Annotated in this window: 12 protein-coding genes; 8 read left to right on the top strand and 4 right to left on the bottom strand. The window is 60.9% G+C overall.

Going from position 1 to position 15,771, the window contains the following annotated elements:
- Positions 1-94 precede the first annotated feature (94 nt).
- The 5 genes from OC445_RS07950 (at position 95) to OC445_RS07970 (ending at position 6,264) form a co-directional block, all read left to right on the top strand.
- Positions 95-1,852 carry a carbamoyltransferase gene (locus OC445_RS07950; RefSeq protein WP_072445862.1) on the top strand — a complete coding sequence of 586 codons (1,758 nt, stop codon included), beginning with the start codon at positions 95-97 and terminating at the stop codon, positions 1,850-1,852.
- Positions 1,853-2,749 (top strand): GNAT family N-acetyltransferase, encoded by an 897-nt coding sequence (locus OC445_RS07955; RefSeq protein ID WP_072445864.1) that lies wholly within the window; start codon positions 1,853-1,855, stop codon positions 2,747-2,749.
- Complete coding sequence (locus OC445_RS07960; RefSeq protein ID WP_072445866.1) at positions 2,746-4,152, top strand: PIG-L deacetylase family protein; 1,407 nt, start codon at positions 2,746-2,748, stop codon at positions 4,150-4,152. The genes OC445_RS07955 and OC445_RS07960 overlap by 4 nt, the downstream gene beginning before the upstream one ends.
- Before the next feature lie 85 nt (positions 4,153-4,237).
- Entirely contained in the window at positions 4,238-5,386 is a 1,149-nt protein-coding gene (locus OC445_RS07965; protein ID WP_054896246.1) for a glycosyltransferase family 4 protein, read from the top strand.
- Positions 5,383-6,264 carry a glycosyltransferase gene (locus tag OC445_RS07970; RefSeq protein WP_072445868.1) on the top strand — a complete coding sequence of 294 codons (882 nt, stop codon included), beginning with the start codon at positions 5,383-5,385 and terminating at the stop codon, positions 6,262-6,264. The genes OC445_RS07965 and OC445_RS07970 overlap by 4 nt, the downstream gene beginning before the upstream one ends.
- 48 nt (positions 6,265-6,312) lie before the next feature.
- On the opposite strand, the gene OC445_RS07975 is transcribed toward OC445_RS07970, so the two are convergent.
- Positions 6,313-8,154, bottom strand: coding sequence for a bifunctional O-antigen ligase/aminoglycoside phosphotransferase family protein (locus OC445_RS07975; RefSeq protein ID WP_054896248.1), 1,842 nt, complete (start codon positions 8,152-8,154; stop codon positions 6,313-6,315).
- A 158-nt stretch (positions 8,155-8,312) separates the two neighbouring features.
- On the opposite strand from OC445_RS07975, the gene msbA reads away from it, so the two are divergent.
- The 3 genes from msbA (at position 8,313) to OC445_RS07990 (ending at position 12,700) form a co-directional block, all read left to right on the top strand.
- A complete protein-coding gene (gene msbA, locus OC445_RS07980) occupies positions 8,313-10,118 on the top strand; it encodes a lipid A export permease/ATP-binding protein MsbA (protein WP_054918872.1) in 1,806 nt (601 codons plus the stop codon).
- A gap of 229 nt (positions 10,119-10,347) precedes the next feature.
- The gene (hldE, locus tag OC445_RS07985) at positions 10,348-11,772 is read left to right on the top strand and encodes a bifunctional D-glycero-beta-D-manno-heptose-7-phosphate kinase/D-glycero-beta-D-manno-heptose 1-phosphate adenylyltransferase HldE (protein ID WP_198790497.1); all 1,425 of its coding nucleotides are present in this window, start codon (positions 10,348-10,350) and stop codon (positions 11,770-11,772) included.
- Complete coding sequence (locus OC445_RS07990) at positions 11,765-12,700, top strand: NAD-dependent epimerase/dehydratase family protein (RefSeq protein WP_054896249.1); 936 nt, start codon at positions 11,765-11,767, stop codon at positions 12,698-12,700. The genes hldE and OC445_RS07990 overlap by 8 nt, the downstream gene beginning before the upstream one ends.
- Positions 12,701-12,769: 69 nt before the next feature.
- Here OC445_RS07990 and OC445_RS07995 read toward each other — a convergent pair whose 3' ends face one another.
- Genes OC445_RS07995 through OC445_RS08005 form a run of 3 tightly spaced genes read right to left on the bottom strand, consistent with a single transcriptional unit; the run spans position 12,770 to position 15,764 of the window.
- Positions 12,770-13,738: a hypothetical protein gene (locus tag OC445_RS07995; protein ID WP_056782735.1), complete on the bottom strand. Its 969-nt coding sequence runs from the start codon at positions 13,736-13,738 to the stop codon at positions 12,770-12,772.
- A gap of 41 nt (positions 13,739-13,779) precedes the next feature.
- Positions 13,780-14,592: an aldo/keto reductase gene (locus tag OC445_RS08000; protein WP_198790498.1), complete on the bottom strand. Its 813-nt coding sequence runs from the start codon at positions 14,590-14,592 to the stop codon at positions 13,780-13,782.
- Positions 14,589-15,764, bottom strand: a complete 1,176-nt coding sequence (locus OC445_RS08005; protein WP_054896252.1) for an NAD(P)/FAD-dependent oxidoreductase — start codon at positions 15,762-15,764, stop codon at positions 14,589-14,591. The genes OC445_RS08000 and OC445_RS08005 overlap by 4 nt, the downstream gene beginning before the upstream one ends.
- Between the last annotated feature and the right edge of the window lie 7 nt (positions 15,765-15,771).

Genomic DNA, 15,771 nt, shown 5'->3' on the forward strand with positions numbered 1-15,771 from the left:
AATCCCGCCCTTTAGCTGTTTCCCGCCCCGGCGGGAAACACACTTTTTTCAGGCGCGATGCGCCTGCATGCAGACTAAAAGAGGCTAGACCCCAGTGGCATTGACGATTCTTGGCCTGTCCGGCGCCCTTAGCCATGATCCTTCCGCAGCCCTGTATATCGACGGCAAGCTGATTGCGGCCGCCGAAGAAGAGCGCTTCGTACGCGACAAACATGCAAAGAACCGCATGCCCTACGAGTCGGCGAAGTTCTGCCTGGAGCAGGCTGGCATCAAGCCTTCGGACGTTGACGTGGTGGCGATCCCGTTCGCCCCGATCAGCCTGTTCGGGGAGGCGCGCTGGCACTACGCCAAGCGTTACTGGTACGCCCCGGACCGCGCCCTTGACGCGATCCTGATGGGCAACCGTCGCTACAAGCGCTATCGCAACAAGATCGTCTGGTGCCTGGAGCAACTGGGCTTCGATCCGAAGAAAATCAAGATTGAACCGGTAGAACACCACCTGGCTCACGCATCCAGCGCCTACCACTGCTCGGGCTTCCAGGAAAAAACCGCTATCCTGGGCATTGACGGCAAGGGCGAGTACGCCACTACCTTCTTTGGCTACGGCGAAAACGGCAAGATCCACAAGATCAAGGAATTCTACGATCCGGACTCCCTCGGCGGCCTGTACGGCGCAATCACCGAGTTCCTCGGTTTCGAGATGCTCGATGGTGAGTTCAAGGTCATGGGCATGGCGCCGTACGGCGATGCCAGCAAATACGACTTCTCGCGCCTGGCCTCCTTTGAAAACGGCGAACTGGTGATCAACACCGACTACGCCAACGTCATCGGCCTGCGCCGCTACAAAGAGAAGGGCAAGGGGTTCTACTTCTCGCCAAAACTGATCGAGTGGTTGGGGCCGAAACGCGAAGGCGACATCGCCGACGAACCGTACATCCACTATGCAGCCAGCATGCAGGCGCTGTTCGAAAAACTGGCCTTGCAGATGATCGAACACTACCTGGGCGACATCCTCAAGGACACCGGCAAGCTGGCCTTCGCCGGCGGCTGTGCGCTGAACGTCAAGCTGAACCAGAAAATCATTGCCCGTGACGACGTCAAAGAGCTGTTCGTACAGCCGGCTTCCGGCGATGCCGGCACCGCCGTCGGTGCGGCGGCCTACGTGTCCCATGCTCGTGGCGTACCGGTCGAGAAGATGGAACACGTCTACCTCGGCCCGTCCTACAGCAACGAAGACGTGATCGCCGCGTGCGCCAAGCACGAGAGCAAGCCGAACTGGCGCAAGATCGAGAACATGCCTAAGCGCATTGCCAAGATCATGGTCGACGGCAACCCGGTGGCCTGGTTCCAGGGCCGCATGGAGTTTGGCCCGCGTGCCTTGGGCGGTCGTTCGATCATCGGTTGCCCGAGTGCGACCGGCGTGGCGGATCGCATCAACCACCAGATCAAGTTCCGCGAGCGCTGGAGGCCTTTCTGCCCGTCGATGCTCGACACCGTGGCCCCGCAGATGATCAAGGTCGATCACCCGGCGCCGTTCATGACCTTCACTTTTGAAGTCGCCGAAGAGTGGAAGACCCGTGTACCGGAAGTGGTGCACGAAGACGGTACTTCCCGCGCCCAGGTGCTCAAGCGCGAATACAACCCGCGCTACTACGACATGATGAAAGAGCTGGAAGTGCTGACCGGTAACGGCGTGTCCCTGAACACCTCGCTCAACCGTCGTGGCGAAGCGATGATCTGCTCGCCGACCGACGCGCTGAACATGTTCTTCGGCTCGGACCTGCAGTACCTGATCATGGAAGACATCCTGGTGGTCAAGGACGGCGTGGACCCTTATGACGCCGTGGTTTAAATGCTGAACCGCTTCCAGGGCTGGCGTGAACGTGGCTGGGCGCCTGTCGAGGCCGAGGTTTACGCCCAGGCCTGGCAGCGTTACGGCGGCAGTGTGGCGACCCATCCCCAGGTGATTGAGCGGTTGGCCGGGCTGGCGCAGATACCTGTGCGCTACCTGGGCTGGGAGCACGGTGGTGAACTCAAGGGGGCAATCGCCACCTGGGGACGCGACCTGGCGCTGTCCAAGGATGTGCTCAAGCGCAGCGGCAAGAAAGGCCTGTTTGACCTGGGCAACGCCGAGATCATCCTGCCGATTGCTGCCGATGCGCAGCTGCCGTTGCGTCATCGTGCGCGCTACCTGTCGACGCTCAATCAAGGGCGCGTGAGCACCCTCAAGCCCCAGGCCGAGCAATTGGCCATGGCGCGTACTCCCGAAGACCTGTCGAAGAAGTTTCGCTACAACCAGCGGCGTGAACTGCGCCTGTTGGAAGAGGCGGGCGGCTTGGTAAGGGCGGTCAGTGAGTTTTCCAGCGTAGAACTGGCGGCGATCTATTGCGACCTGTTCCAGCGTCGTTGGGGCTTCCCGGCGGCGGGCGCGGCGCGTCTGGCCGAGGTGCTGGAGTTGCTCAAGGAATTCCTGTTCGGCTCGGTGCTGTTTCTGAACGACGCGCCGATTGCAGTGCAATTGGTGTATCAGGTGCAGTCCAACGAGTGGTTCAGTGCCGAGTATGTCAATGGCGGCGTCGACCCTGAAACCCGTGCATTCAGCCCCGGCAGCGTGCTGAGTTTTCTCAATACCCAAAGTGCCTGGGAGCAGGCGCGGGCGGCGAACAAGTCGCTGCGCTTCTCCTTCGGGCGTTCCGACCGTGAATACAAGGAGCGCTGGTGCAACCCGGTGCCGGTGTTCAGTGTATGAGCCGTAAACAGCAACTGCTCAAGCGCCATCGGCGTAACAAGCGTATTGCGCTATTGATCGGCGTGCTGGTGTTGGTCGCCACCGGCGTACTGGTCGCCTGGTGGTTGCCGCTGATCCTTGCGGTGCTGCTGTGGGCCGCCCATGAAGCCTGGTTTGCCGATCACCTGTTTTACTCGCCCAAAGACAGCTATGAGTACGCGTTCCCGGCCGGCAGCGAACAGCCCGGCTTGCGCCTGGAGGCGGGCCGGCTGTTGCTGGATGCGCCGTTGGCGGCGGATGAAACCCTGATCGTCGGCATTGAGTTGAAAAGTACCTGGCTGGGGCGTTTCTTCGACCCTGCGGTGGACCTGTTGGGCCTGCAAAGCCCGGACCGGCAAGCCTTCGAGCGCGGCGTCGCTGGGCGGCGTTATCTGAACCTGACCGGCGCCGCCGAAGCCTTGGCCGCGGGCAAGCTCGAATTGCGCGGGCGTTTTTGCCGGATAAAGGGGCAGCCGACGCTGTGGCGCTTTCGCCAGCCGGACTATCGCCAGCAACGTGTGATGGTGATCGCGCCCCATGCCGACGATGCCGAGCTGGCTGCGTTCAGCCTTTACAGCCAGGCGACTGAAAGCTGGATCGTCACGCTGACGGCCGGTGAAATCGAAGCTGAGCATTATCAGCACATGGGCCTGCCCAAGGCTGAAGCTGCGCGCCTCAAGGGCCGTTTGCGGGCCTGGGACAGCGTCGCCGTGCCCCGCTGGGCGGGCGTGCCCGAGGCGCAGTGCGTGCAGTTGGGGTACTTCTGCATGCAATTGCAAGCCATGCAGGCCGCGCCAGATCAGCCTCAAGCCTCCCGCGAAGCCGGTTTGGCCGATACGCGGCTGTTCCGCCAGTTCAATGGTTTTGCTCTGCCTGGCGATGCTGATGGTGCACCGACCTGGCATAACCTGATCGCCGACCTGCGGGCGCTGCTGCTCAAGGCGCGGCCCCAGGTCATCGTCTTGCCCACGCCGTTGCTTGACCCTCACGCCGACCATATCTGCGCCCACGCGGCAGTGCTGGAAGCCTTGCAGGGCCTGGAGTGGCAGCCCGACACATTGCTCGGCTACGCCAATCACCTGCATGATAACGACCGCTGGCCAATGGGCGATTCCGGCGCTGGCGTGGCGCTGCCGCCACGTTTCGATGGTGCTGTGGAACTGGTGCCGTGCAGTTTCGCTCTCGCCTTGAGCCAGCAGCAGGACAAGGCCATGGCCCTGGGCATGATGCACGACCTGCAGCCGCCAGCGCCGTTCAAGCGTCGAGTGCGTAGGTGGTTGCAGCAACTGCTGGCGGGCCGTAGTCCATCGCCCTATGGCGAGAACGAATTCTTCCGCAAGGCCGTGCGCCGTCACGAGCTGTTGTGGGTCCTGAAGCAGGACTGAGAGCCGATTGAAGGCAGGCCGTTATGCGCCTGTCGCCCTTTTTACCGGGCTGCATGCCCGTAGCCAGATCGCTGCATGGAGAGTTATGAAGCCTCGTTTCAAGGTTTTGCAGTTACAGCCGGACTACAACGTCAAGACCCATGACTTCGCGGACTTGGGTGAGCAAATCGTCAAATCCCTGCCGGCCGAGCGCTTCGAGGTGACCTCCGGATTTCTCAGTGGGCGCCCGCTGCCCGGCCAGCCCCTGAGCGTGGCCGAGCACTCCCATTATTTCGAGCTGCCGGAAAAGTCCCTCAAGGGCATTCGCTTTGGCGCCATGTGGCAGATCTACAAGTACTGCCGCGAGCAGAAGTTCGACGTGGTCATCTGTAACCGCTTCAAGTCGGTGAACATGATGCTGTCGCTCAACCGCTGGTTGAAGATCCCGCTGTGCATCGGCATCTCCCACGGCTTTGGCGAGTACGCCCGTGGTTACCGTCGGCGTCAGACCCAGCGCTGGGTCAGCCCGGCGTGGCGCTTTGTCGGGGTGTCCGAAGCGGTCAAGGACTACCTGGTAGACCTCAACTGCGGCTTCACCCGTGAGAACACCACCTACGTCACCAACGCTATCGACATTCCCCAGGCCGAGGCTTTGCAGCTGTCTCGTGAGGACGCGCGCAAGGCCCTGGGCCTGCCAACGGATGCACGGATGATCGGCGCCCTGGGCCGCCTCGTGCCGATCAAGGGCCATACCCACCTGCTGCAAGCCTTCGCCACGCTCAAGGACAAATACCCTGAGGCGCAGGTGGGGATTATTGGTTCCGGCCGTGCCGAAGCCGACCTGCGTGCCGACATCGAGCGCCTGGGCCTGACCGGCCGTGCGCACTTGCTGGGCTTTCGCGAAGACGGCATGAAGTACGTGCGTGGCTTCGATATCTGGACCATGCCGTCGCTGTTCGAAGGCCTGGGCCTGGCCTTGCTGGAAGGCATGAGCGGCCATCTGCCGGTGATTGCCTCCAACGGCCCGGCGATGCTGCCACTGGTGCATGGCGCGGGCGGCTTGTCCCATGATCCGGGCAACGTCGAACAATTGGCTGCGGCCCTGGACACTTACCTGGCCATGAGCGATGAACAATTGCGCGCCAAGGGTGAGGAGGTGTTCCGCTATCTGGAGGCCAACCACACCCTCGACGAGTTCAAGCACAAGTACCTGACCCTGATTGAAACCGGTTTGCGTGAAGTAGGTAGAGCATGAATCAGCAACAACCCCTGGTCTCGGTGATCATCGCTTCCTACAACCATGGTCAGTACATCGAGCAAAGCATTCTTAGCGTGCTGGGGCAGACCTACCCCAATATCGAGCTGTTGGTAGTCGACGACGGCTCCAAGGATGACAGCGTCGAACGCATCCAGCGCTTGCAGGCCGAGCACGGCTTTGATTTCCAGGTGCAGCAGAACCAAGGGCTCAGCGCGACCTTGAACGGTGCGGTCGCTCGCGCCAAGGGTAGCCTGATCGCACCGTTCGGCTCGGATGACATCATGTTGCCGGACCGTATTGCCACCCAGGTGGCGTATATGGACGGCAAGCCGAAGGTGGGCATGTGTGCTGGCAATATCGAGCTGATCGACGGGGATGGCAACCTGCACCCGGAGAAGAAACAGCGTCGCGACGTGCCGTTTCGACGTCTGGACTTCGATGACCTGTTCTTGGACCGCAAGCCGTTTCCACCGGCGCCGACCATGCTGATTCGTCGCGAAGTGCTGGAGGAGGTCGGTGGTTTCGACCCGCAGATTCCCCTGGAAGACTTGCTGATCCAACTGAAGATCACGGCGGCGGGCTACACCATCGACGCCCTTGACGTGGTGATGGCCAAGTATCGCCAGCACGCCAGCAACACGTACAAGAACCACCGCTACATGATCCAGAACATCCTCAAGACCTACGCCAAGTTCAGCGAGCACCCGGCCTATGACGCGGTTCGCTACAACTTCCTGAACTCGATGTTTCTCAAGACCGCCGACCGCGACCGCCCGTTGGCGCGGGAGGTGCTCAAGCAGATCCCTTTGAAGTTCTGGGGGCGCAAGACCTTGCGCGGGCTAGTGCGGTTGTATCTGGCGCCGCTCAAGAACTGAACCGACGCCGCCCCCTGTAGGAGCGAGCAAGCTCGCTCCTACAGGTGTTTACAGGCTCTGGACCTGCTCGCGGATTTTCGCAGTGGCCGCTGGGCTCGCCTCCGAGGCGTAACCTTTGACCAATTGTTCGAAGTGCGTTTCGAACAGCCAGTTGCGATCCTGAGGATAACGTTGCATGTGGCGCAGGTTGCGTTGGCGCAAGGCGTAACGCAGTGAAGACGGGTAGATGCGCAGGTCAGCCACGTCGATCAGGGCGAACTCACCGTCGTCCATCAACAACACGTTACCCAAGTGCAGCGAACGGAAGTACACGCCGCGCTCGTGCAGTTGCGCCATGAACCGTCCAAAGCGCTCAACCAGTGATTCACGCAGGCTGCTGTCCAGGCTTTGCAGCGCTTGGCGCAACGTCAGGCCGGGCAACGGCGTGTAGCGCACCGCGCTGCTGGCGTCGCTCAGGCGGTAGAGCCCGAGGATGTGCGGGGTAGGAATGCCCAGGGTGCGCAGTTGCTCGCTGTTGCTGGCAAAGCGCTCGGAGTACGGGTTGAAGCTGCCGGAGGTGTACCAGCGGCGTGGGCGGAACAGCTTGAGGAAACTGCCGTCCTCCAGGCGCAGGACTTTGGGACCCAGGCCATCGGCCTCAATCACGTGGGCGTTGCTGCAAAGTTGTTCAAACGCTGCGGGCTTGAGGTTCTGCACCGGCATGCGCAGCAGGCTGCGATGGCGCTGGGCGATGCTCAGGCCGGTGATAATTGCCAACGGAATCCACAGCAGGAACCAGTGCTCCTTAGGGCGCGACAGAATGCCGCCGCCTTCGGTCAGGCCCGCACCGATGCCGTAGGCCAGCAGTGACGAAGCCAGGATGAACAGCGGCTGGGCGCGTTGCTGCAGGCCTTTGTACAGGCCCCAACCGAGCATGAATATCCACGGGATAAAACCAATGATACCGACGTAGTAGAGCACCCCGAGGGCAAAGCTGTGAGGTTCGCGCAGTTGGTCTCCATCTGGCAGAGTCAGAAACAGCTCGGAGTCGTAACTATGACCGATCCACGGATGTTCGGAGATAAGCCGCAACGACATGCTCCACAGTTCCAGGCGGAATGAGCTGCCTCGTTCAGTAATCGATTCGGGGTATAGCAACAGGAGCGCGGCAGCACCCAGGACCATGCCGCTGAGAAGTAAAGCCGAGCGACGGTTGCGGCTGACAAAACTCATCCACAGGATGGACAGCGTCAACGCCACCAAAGGCGTACGTGAGCCGGTTGCCAGCACGGCCGCAGTCATGATTGCCAGCGCTGGTACGCTGAACCACAACACCTTCAGGCGCTGGGTGGTCATGCAGACGTACAGCCAATACACAGTGAAAAAGCCAAAAAGGTGCGAGCTGAGCAGCGGGTTATCTAGGGCGCCAAGGCCACCGATCATGCGCATGCCGGGCTGAAAGACTTTTGCAAACGCCACAACGTTACCCAGACTCACCACCAGCGCAATGATAGCAGCGCTAAAGAAGATAGGCTTGAACAGCTCATTGCGATAATGCAGCAGGAGGCCACAGCCACCAAACAGCATGAAGGTGTTCAGCGGCCGCTTGAACAGGTCGGTATCGGAACTGGGCTCAGGGCTCCAGAGCAGGCTGGTCAGAGCCCAAACGGAGAAGGATAGAAACGCAATAGCCAGGGGCTCTCTTAACAGATCCTTGAGTTCCCGGGGACGCATGAGCAGCAGAAACAAGGTCGGTACGCTGAACAGGATGTATACGATCCGATGCAGTACATTACGATTGCCGACGAAGAACAGTGCACTCAGGAGCAGCAACAAGCCAACAGGTAAAATCCACAGGACCAGGAAGTCGAAAACGCGATTTGAGCCATAGATAAGGCGCTTGGAGTGCATACAGTAGAGCCATTCCAGAAATAGAAAGCCAACCATCTTAAGCTAGTGGCTAAGTAATGTCGCCGGTAGGATCCAACCGGGCCGCGGCTTACGCCGGGTGCAAGTACAACAGAGAAGCTGTGCTAAAGTCAGCCTCCTTTTTCAAAACGCCGCGTGATATGACCGACTCCAGTCCGAGCGCAAGCCCTTCGAGCTTGAAAATATACTTCCGCCTGCTCAGTTACGTTAAGCCCTATATGGGCTTGTTCGCGTTGAGTATCCTTGGATTTCTGATTTTCGCGTCGACCCAACCGATGCTGGGTTACATCCTCAAGTACTTTGTCGACGGTCTCTCCAATCCGGAAGCTGTGCTGTTCCCGACCGTGCCCTTTTTGCGCGACCTGCAATTGCTGCAGGCAGTGCCGCTGCTGATCATCCTGATCGCGGCCTGGCAGGGCCTTGGCTCGTTCCTGGGCAACTACCTGTTGGCCAAGGTCTCCCTGGGTCTGGTCCACGACTTGCGGGTGCAACTGTTCAACAACCTGCTGACGCTGCCCAACCGCTACTTCGATAATCACAACTCCGGGCATCTGATTTCCCGCATCACCTTCAACGTGACCATGGTCACGGGGGCCGCGACCGATGCTATCAAGGTGGTGATCCGCGAAGGCATGACGGTGATCTTCCTGTTCGCCTCCTTGCTGTACATGAACTGGCGCCTCACGTTGGTAATGATCGCGATCCTGCCGTTGATTGCCGTGATGGTCAGTACCGCCAGCAAGAAATTCCGTAAGCAGAGCAAGAAGATCCAGGTGGCCATGGGCGACGTGACCCATGTGGCCTCGGAGACCATCCAGGGCTACCGCGTGGTGCGCAGCTTCGGCGGTGAAATCTACGAACAGAAGCGCTTTTTCAAGGCCAGCCAGAGCAACACCAACAAGCAACTGCGCATGACCCGCACCGGGGCGATCTACACCCCGGCGCTGCAATTGGTGATCTACTCCGCCATGGCCGTGCTGATGTTCCTGGTGCTGTACCTGCGTGGCGACGCCTCGGCGGGTGACATGGTGGCCTACATCACTCTGGCGGGCTTGTTGCCCAAGCCGATCCGCCAGCTCTCGGAGGTCAGCTCGACTATTCAGAAAGGTGTGGCGGGCGCCGAAAGTATCTTCGAACAGCTGGACGAAGACGTGGAGGTCGACCACGGCACTCTCGAACGCGACAAGGTCAGCGGTCGCCTGGAAGTTCGTCACCTGAACTTCACCTACCCTGGCACCGATCGCCATGTGCTCAAGGACATCAGCTTCACCGCCGAGCCTGGGCAGATGATTGCGCTGGTGGGGCGCTCGGGCAGTGGCAAGTCGACCCTGGCCAGCCTGATCCCGCGCTTTTACCATCATGAAAGCGGTGAAATCCTGCTCGATGGCATCGAGATTGAAGACTACAAGTTGCTCAACCTGCGCAAACACATTGCCCAGGTCACCCAGCATGTGACCCTGTTCAGCGACACTGTGACCAACAACATCGCCTACGGCGACCTGGCCGGTGCACCTCGTGCCGATGTGGAAGCGGCGGCAGCGGATGCCAATGCGAAGGACTTCATCGATCAGTTGCCCAAGGGCTTCGATACCCAGGTGGGTGAGAACGGTGTGCTGTTGTCCGGCGGCCAGCGCCAGCGCTTGGCGATTGCCCGTGCATTGCTCAAGAACGCGCCGTTGCTGATCCTCGACGAGGCCACCTCGGCCCTCGATACCGAGTCCGAGCGGCATATCCAGGCGGCACTCGATAAGGTCATGCAAGGCCGCACGACCCTGGTGATCGCGCACCGTTTGTCCACCATCGAGAAGGCTGACCTGATCCTGGTGATGGACGACGGGCGGATTGTCGAGCGTGGTACCCATGGCGAGTTGTTGGCGCAGAACGGTTACTACGCCCGCCTGCATGCCATGGGTCTGGATGCACCGGTGCAGGCTGATATCACCTGATCCAACCGGCATCACGGTGTAAAGGAAATGTAGGAGCGAGCTCGCTCGCGAAAAACCTCAACGATAAACCGCGCTTCCTGAATAAACGCGGCGTCTGTGAGTTTTTCGCGAGCAAGCTCGCTCCTACAGAGAGCAAATCCCCTCCCACATTTGCCCTGCGGTGGTCGCAAGCCATCGCAAACCCTGTGCTAATATCGCGCCCCTGTTCATTTTGTATGTGGGTTGCTCCATGAAGTTGTCCATGCCGCGATTCAATCAAGCCGCTGTCTTGGTGGTCGGCGATGTCATGCTCGACCGTTACTGGCATGGTGGTACCTCACGGATTTCCCCTGAGGCTCCGGTACCGGTCGTCAAGGTCGAGCAAATCGAAGACCGCCCAGGTGGCGCTGCCAACGTCGCGCTCAATATTGCCGCCCTCGGCGCCCCGGCCTCCCTGGTGGGGGTGACCGGCGACGACGAAGCGGCCGAAAGTCTGGCCAACAGCCTGCAGGGTGCCGGCGTGCATGCGTTGTTCCAGCGCATCGCTCATCAGCCGACGATCGTCAAGCTGCGGGTCATGAGCCGTCACCAGCAGTTGCTGCGTATCGATTTCGAAGAACCCTTCGCCACCGATGCCCTGGCCCTCGGCGACCAGGTCGACGCGCTGCTCGACGGTATCAAGGTGCTGGTGTTGTCCGACTACGGCAAAGGCGCCTTGCAGAATCACCAGGTGTTGATCCAGGCCGCCAAGGCTCGCAACATTCCGGTGTTGGCCGATCCCAAGGGCAAGGACTTCTCGGTTTACCGAGGCGCCAGCCTGCTCACGCCCAACCTCAGTGAGTTCGAAACCATCGTCGGCGGTTGCGCTGATGAGCACGAACTGGTGAGCAAGGGCGCGGCGCTGATGGCCGATCTCGACTTGGGCGCCTTGCTGGTGACCCGTGGCGAGCACGGTATGACCCTGTTGCGTCCGGGTCACCCGGCGATGCACCTGCCGGCGCGTGCCCGTGAAGTGTTTGACGTTACGGGCGCCGGTGACACGGTAATCTCTACTCTGGCTGCGTCTATCGCGGCTGGCGAGGAACTGCCCCACGCCGTGGCCTTGGCTAACCTGGCCGCGGGCATTGTGGTGGGCAAGCTGGGTACTGCAGCCATCAGCGCACCTGAGTTGCGCCGTGCGATCCAGCGTTCCGAAGGCTCGGAGCGCGGTGTGCTGGGCCTGGAGCAGTTGCTGCTGGCAATTGACGATGCTCGAGCTCACAACGAAAGCATTGTGTTCACCAACGGCTGCTTTGACATCCTGCACGCCGGGCATGTGACGTACCTGGAGCAGGCAAGCGCCCAAGGCGATCGCTTGATCGTTGCGGTCAACGATGACGCTTCGGTCAGCCGCTTGAAAGGTCCTGGCCGCCCGATCAACAGTGTTGACCGGCGCATGGCGGTACTCGCGGGCCTGGGCGCGGTGGACTGGGTGATCAGCTTCTCCGAAGGCACCCCGGAAAACCTGTTGGCCCAGGTCAAGCCCGACGTGCTGGTCAAGGGTGGTGACTACACTGTCGATCAGGTAGTCGGTGCGGACATCGTCAGTGCGTATGGCGGCACGGTCAAAGTGTTGGGTCTAGTGGAAAACAGTTCAACCACCGCAATCGTGGAGAAGATCCGTAATAATGATTGATACTAAAAAATGGATTCTGATCACTGGCGGGGCTGGGTTCATCGGCTCGCATTTGGTCGATGCGCTACTTGCTGGAGGCTATTGGGTCCGTGTGCTGGATAACCTCTCCACCGGTAAGCGAAGCAATTTGCCGCTTGATAACGAGCGATTCGAATTACTTGAAGGTGACGTCGCCAATGCTGAAGAGGTGGCGCGAGCCGTTGTTGGTATGACGGCGGTGGTGCACTTGGCGGCAGTAGCCTCTGTTCAAGCATCGGTGGATGATCCCGTCGGCACTCATCAGAGCAATTTCGTCGGCACCTTGAATCTCTGCGAGGCTATGCGCAAGGCTGGCGTGAAGCGTGTGGTATATGCCTCCAGTGCAGCTGTATATGGCAACAATGGTGAAGGTGCTTCGATTGACGAGGAGACGGCTAAAGCTCCATTGACGCCCTATGCGTCAGACAAGTTGGCTGGCGAATATTATTTTGATTTCTACCGTCGCCAGCATGGCCTGGAACCGGTGATTTTCCGCTTCTTCAATATTTTCGGACCCCGTCAGGATCCGTCATCGCCATACTCTGGCGTGATCAGCATCTTTAGCGAGCGTGCTCAGCGCGGCTTGCCTATCGCCGTGTTCGGCGATGGTGAGCAGACCCGCGATTTCATGTATGTGGGAGATTTGGTTGATCTGCTGGTACAGGCCGTTGAGGTGCCAGATGCACCCTTGGGTGCTATTAACGTCGGTTGGAACCGTACCACCACCCTGAGGCAGGTTCTGCGGGCGTTGGAAGAGGCACTCGGCTCGCTTCCTGCTGTGACGTATGAACTGGCGCGCTCTGGCGATATTCGGCACTCCAGGGCGAACAACCAAAGGTTATTGGCCAGTTTCACGCCGCCCGAGCCTACCCCGTTGAAAGTGGGGCTGGAGCAGCTGTTGAACGGCTGACTGCCGGACCTGCATGAGTCGAGGTGGACAAAACCGTCCGCCTCGCGCCTCAATGAAAGGGTTAACGCATCAGCTTCTGACTTTTTTCTTCGGCACGATCTTGCGCAGCATCTGCCGTGCCTTGCCGGTCAAGCGCTTGAGCTTGGAGTCTTTTTCCGGTTCTGCCAGGCCCTGCTGCCTGAGCCAATCCTTCCAGCGAATCCGCTCATCGCGCACCAGCCATCCCTCTTGCTGGGCAAAACTTTCCGCCAGATAGAGGCCGCGCGTGCTGGCCGGGTACAGTTGGTCTTTCTTGACCGTGTACAACTCTGCCAGTGGCTCGCCATCTTTGAGCGGCATCAAGTACAGGTCCGGGCGCTGACGGTCCAGGCGCGCCACCAGTTGGTCACCCTCCAAACGCTCATCCACATGAAACAAGCTGAGGGACTTGGCTTCCTTCGGCACTTCCAGGCGCAGGTCATAAATCAATTGCAGCGAGGCGGTCGGCAGGTGCACATAGGCCCGTGGGCGCTCGATCAGTTGCATGGTGGCGCAGCGTACCGGGCGTGCGGCGCCGGACAAGGGGCTGAGCCGAAACGGTAGGGCCTCGCGGTAATGCAGGGCGGCGGAGTAGGGCGCCGGCAGCCAGGTGTCGTTGAAGCGCCCGCCGAGCCAGCCTTCTGGGGTTTCGAGCAGACACTCTTCGGCAATTTCCTGGATGGCGGTGTGCAGCGGCAGGTTCAGTTCATGGGCCGGGACGTAGCCGGAGATCAGCTTGAGCACCACATCGCCACGGTCCTGGCGGCGTTGGCGCACCAGCACCCAGTAGTCCTTGTTTTGCCAGTGCAGGGTCAGGCGTACCGAGACGCCGAGGTTCGCCAGTTCCAGGGCGAAGCGTTCGGCATCTGGTACCTCGACCGGCTTGCGCCGTTGCAGGGTCTGGGCGAAGTTGAGCGGCATGCCGACGCTCTGGTAGCTCAGGCCTTCGGGGGTGGCTTCGACGTGCAGCGGCAGTGTCTTGAAGTTGCTGGGGTTCTTTCTTATGAGCGTACGCGGCATGTCGGCTCCTTCTTGCGACGGGGTCGGCCGCGTGGGCGGCATCAGAGTTGACGAATGACCCGGGCAGCAGTTGCTACGTTATGGGCCAGGTGCAGCGGATTAATGGTCCCGACAATAGCACTGGCGACGTCCGTTTGCGCGAACAACAAGGTGAAACTGGCCTGAATTGGATCCATTCCCGGTTCCAGGCATACGTGGCCGCTGGCCAGCGCTTTTTTCACCAGGATGCCCTTGCCGTGGGCGGCCGCATAGTCGATCACGGCCTTCTCAGCCTGTTCGTTGAGGTTGTAGGTGACCATCGCGCAGTCGCCCTGTTCCAGCGCTTTCACGCCGCCCTCGACGGTTTTGCCGGAGAAGCCGAAGCCGCGAATCTTGCCGTCTTTCTTCAACTGCTCCAGGGTCTGGTAAACCTCGCAATCGTTGAGGATATGCAAGTCGTTGCCGTCGGAGTGCACCAGCACCAGGTCGATAAAATCCGTTTCAAGTCGTTTCAGACTGCGTTCGATCGACATCCGCGTATGGGCCGCGCTGAAATCGTGATGGGAGACGCCATTGGCAAACTCTTCGCCAACCTTGCTGACGATGACCCAGTCCTTGCGCTGGTCACGCAGCAGCGGCCCCAGGCGCTCTTCGCTCATGCCATAGGCCGGTGCGGTGTCGATCAGGTTGATGCCCAGCTCGCGGGCCTGGCGCAACAGCATGCGGGCCTCGTCGTCGCCAGGGATCTGAAAGCCGTTGGGGTATTTCACCCCTTGGTCGCGGCCCAACTTGACGGTGCCCAGGCCCAGGGGTGACACCATCAGGCCGGTGCTGCCCAGGGGGCGATGCAGGTCGTGCAGGGTTGGCAGGCTCATGGCAACAGTTGCTCCCAGGCGGGTTGGCCGATTGCCGGTGCTGGCAGCTCGGGCAGCGGGGTATTGGCGCCTGGGCGGATGCCGTCGCGCTCCAGAGCGTGGAGTACGCGGTCGGCGAAGTCCGGCGCCAGGGCCAGTTTGGTGGGCCAGCCCACCAGCAGACGGCCGTCTTCGGCAAGGAACGCGTTATCGGGACGGCTCAGCCCCGATTGCAGCGGCTCGGCGCGATCCACCCGCAGGGTGGCCCACTGAGTCTGGCTCATGTCGATCCAGGGCAGCAGTTGCGCCAGCTCTTTTTGCGCGGTGGCGATCTGTTCTTGCGGCGTACGCGCCACACCGTCAGCCTCGGCGATATCGCCGCCCATGTACCACACCCAGTTGCCGTCGGCCGCCGGGTGGGTGGTTACGGTGATCCGCGGCTTGGTGCCGCCGCCCAGGCAGTGGGCGTACAGCGGCTTGAGGCCGGGGCCTTTGGCGATGATCATGTGCAGCGGGCGTTTTTGCATGGCCGGCTGGCTATGGCCCAGGGCGGCGAGCAAGTCTGCCGTGCCGCCGCCAGCGCTCAGGACTATGCGTTGGGCGCGGATTTCACGGCCATCGACCTTCAAGCCCACCAGGGTGCCACCCTCCAGCAACGGTTCGATGTGCTGACCAGCAAGCAGACCGTCACCGGCCAATTGCGCCAGGCGGTTGATCAGGCTGGGCACGTCCACCACCAGCTCGGCCAGGCGATAGACCTTGCCTTTGAAGCGACGGTCCTGCAGCGCCAAGGGCAGTTCGTCGCCCTTGACCTGATCGACGCGGCCACGCACGGCCTTGCTGGCAAAAAAGCTGGTGAGGTTGCCGGCAATCGTGCCGGGCGACCACAAGTAATGCGCCTGGGACAGCACGCGCACACCGGACAGGTCCAGCTCGCCGCTGCCGGCCAGGGCTTCACGCCAGCGGCGCGGCATATCGGCAATGGCTTCGGAGGCGCCGGTGAGCGCGCCATGCAAGGCGTATTTCGCACCGCCGTGAATGATCCCCTGGGACTTCAGGCTTTGCCCGCCGCCCAGGGTGGCGCTTTCCACCAGTACCGTGGAAAACCCCTGGCCGCGCAGGCGCGCATTGAGCCAGAGGCCGGCAACCCCGGCGCCGACAATCAGAACGTCGGTGGAAATAACGGATGGCATCGGCGAC

It is taken from the genome of Pseudomonas sp. Pse35, assembly GCF_024519715.1.
GTDB lineage: Bacteria > Pseudomonadota > Gammaproteobacteria > Pseudomonadales > Pseudomonadaceae > Aquipseudomonas > Aquipseudomonas paracarnis.

Coding starts and splice junctions, on each gene's coding strand:
- OC445_RS07955 (WP_072445864.1), top strand. CDS start 1,853: ATGCTGAACCGCTTCCAGGGCTGGCGTGAACGTGGCTGGGCGCCTGTC.
- OC445_RS07960 (WP_072445866.1), top strand. CDS start 2,746: ATGAGCCGTAAACAGCAACTGCTCAAGCGCCATCGGCGTAACAAGCGT.
- OC445_RS07965 (WP_054896246.1), top strand. CDS start 4,238: ATGAAGCCTCGTTTCAAGGTTTTGCAGTTACAGCCGGACTACAACGTC.
- OC445_RS07970 (WP_072445868.1), top strand. CDS start 5,383: ATGAATCAGCAACAACCCCTGGTCTCGGTGATCATCGCTTCCTACAAC.
- OC445_RS07975 (WP_054896248.1), bottom strand. CDS start 8,154: ATGCACTCCAAGCGCCTTATCTATGGCTCAAATCGCGTTTTCGACTTC.
- msbA (WP_054918872.1), top strand. CDS start 8,313: ATGACCGACTCCAGTCCGAGCGCAAGCCCTTCGAGCTTGAAAATATAC.
- hldE (WP_198790497.1), top strand. CDS start 10,348: ATGAAGTTGTCCATGCCGCGATTCAATCAAGCCGCTGTCTTGGTGGTC.
- OC445_RS07990 (WP_054896249.1), top strand. CDS start 11,765: ATGATTGATACTAAAAAATGGATTCTGATCACTGGCGGGGCTGGGTTC.
- OC445_RS07995 (WP_056782735.1), bottom strand. CDS start 13,738: ATGCCGCGTACGCTCATAAGAAAGAACCCCAGCAACTTCAAGACACTG.
- OC445_RS08000 (WP_198790498.1), bottom strand. CDS start 14,592: ATGAGCCTGCCAACCCTGCACGACCTGCATCGCCCCCTGGGCAGCACC.
- OC445_RS08005 (WP_054896252.1), bottom strand. CDS start 15,764: ATGCCATCCGTTATTTCCACCGACGTTCTGATTGTCGGCGCCGGGGTT.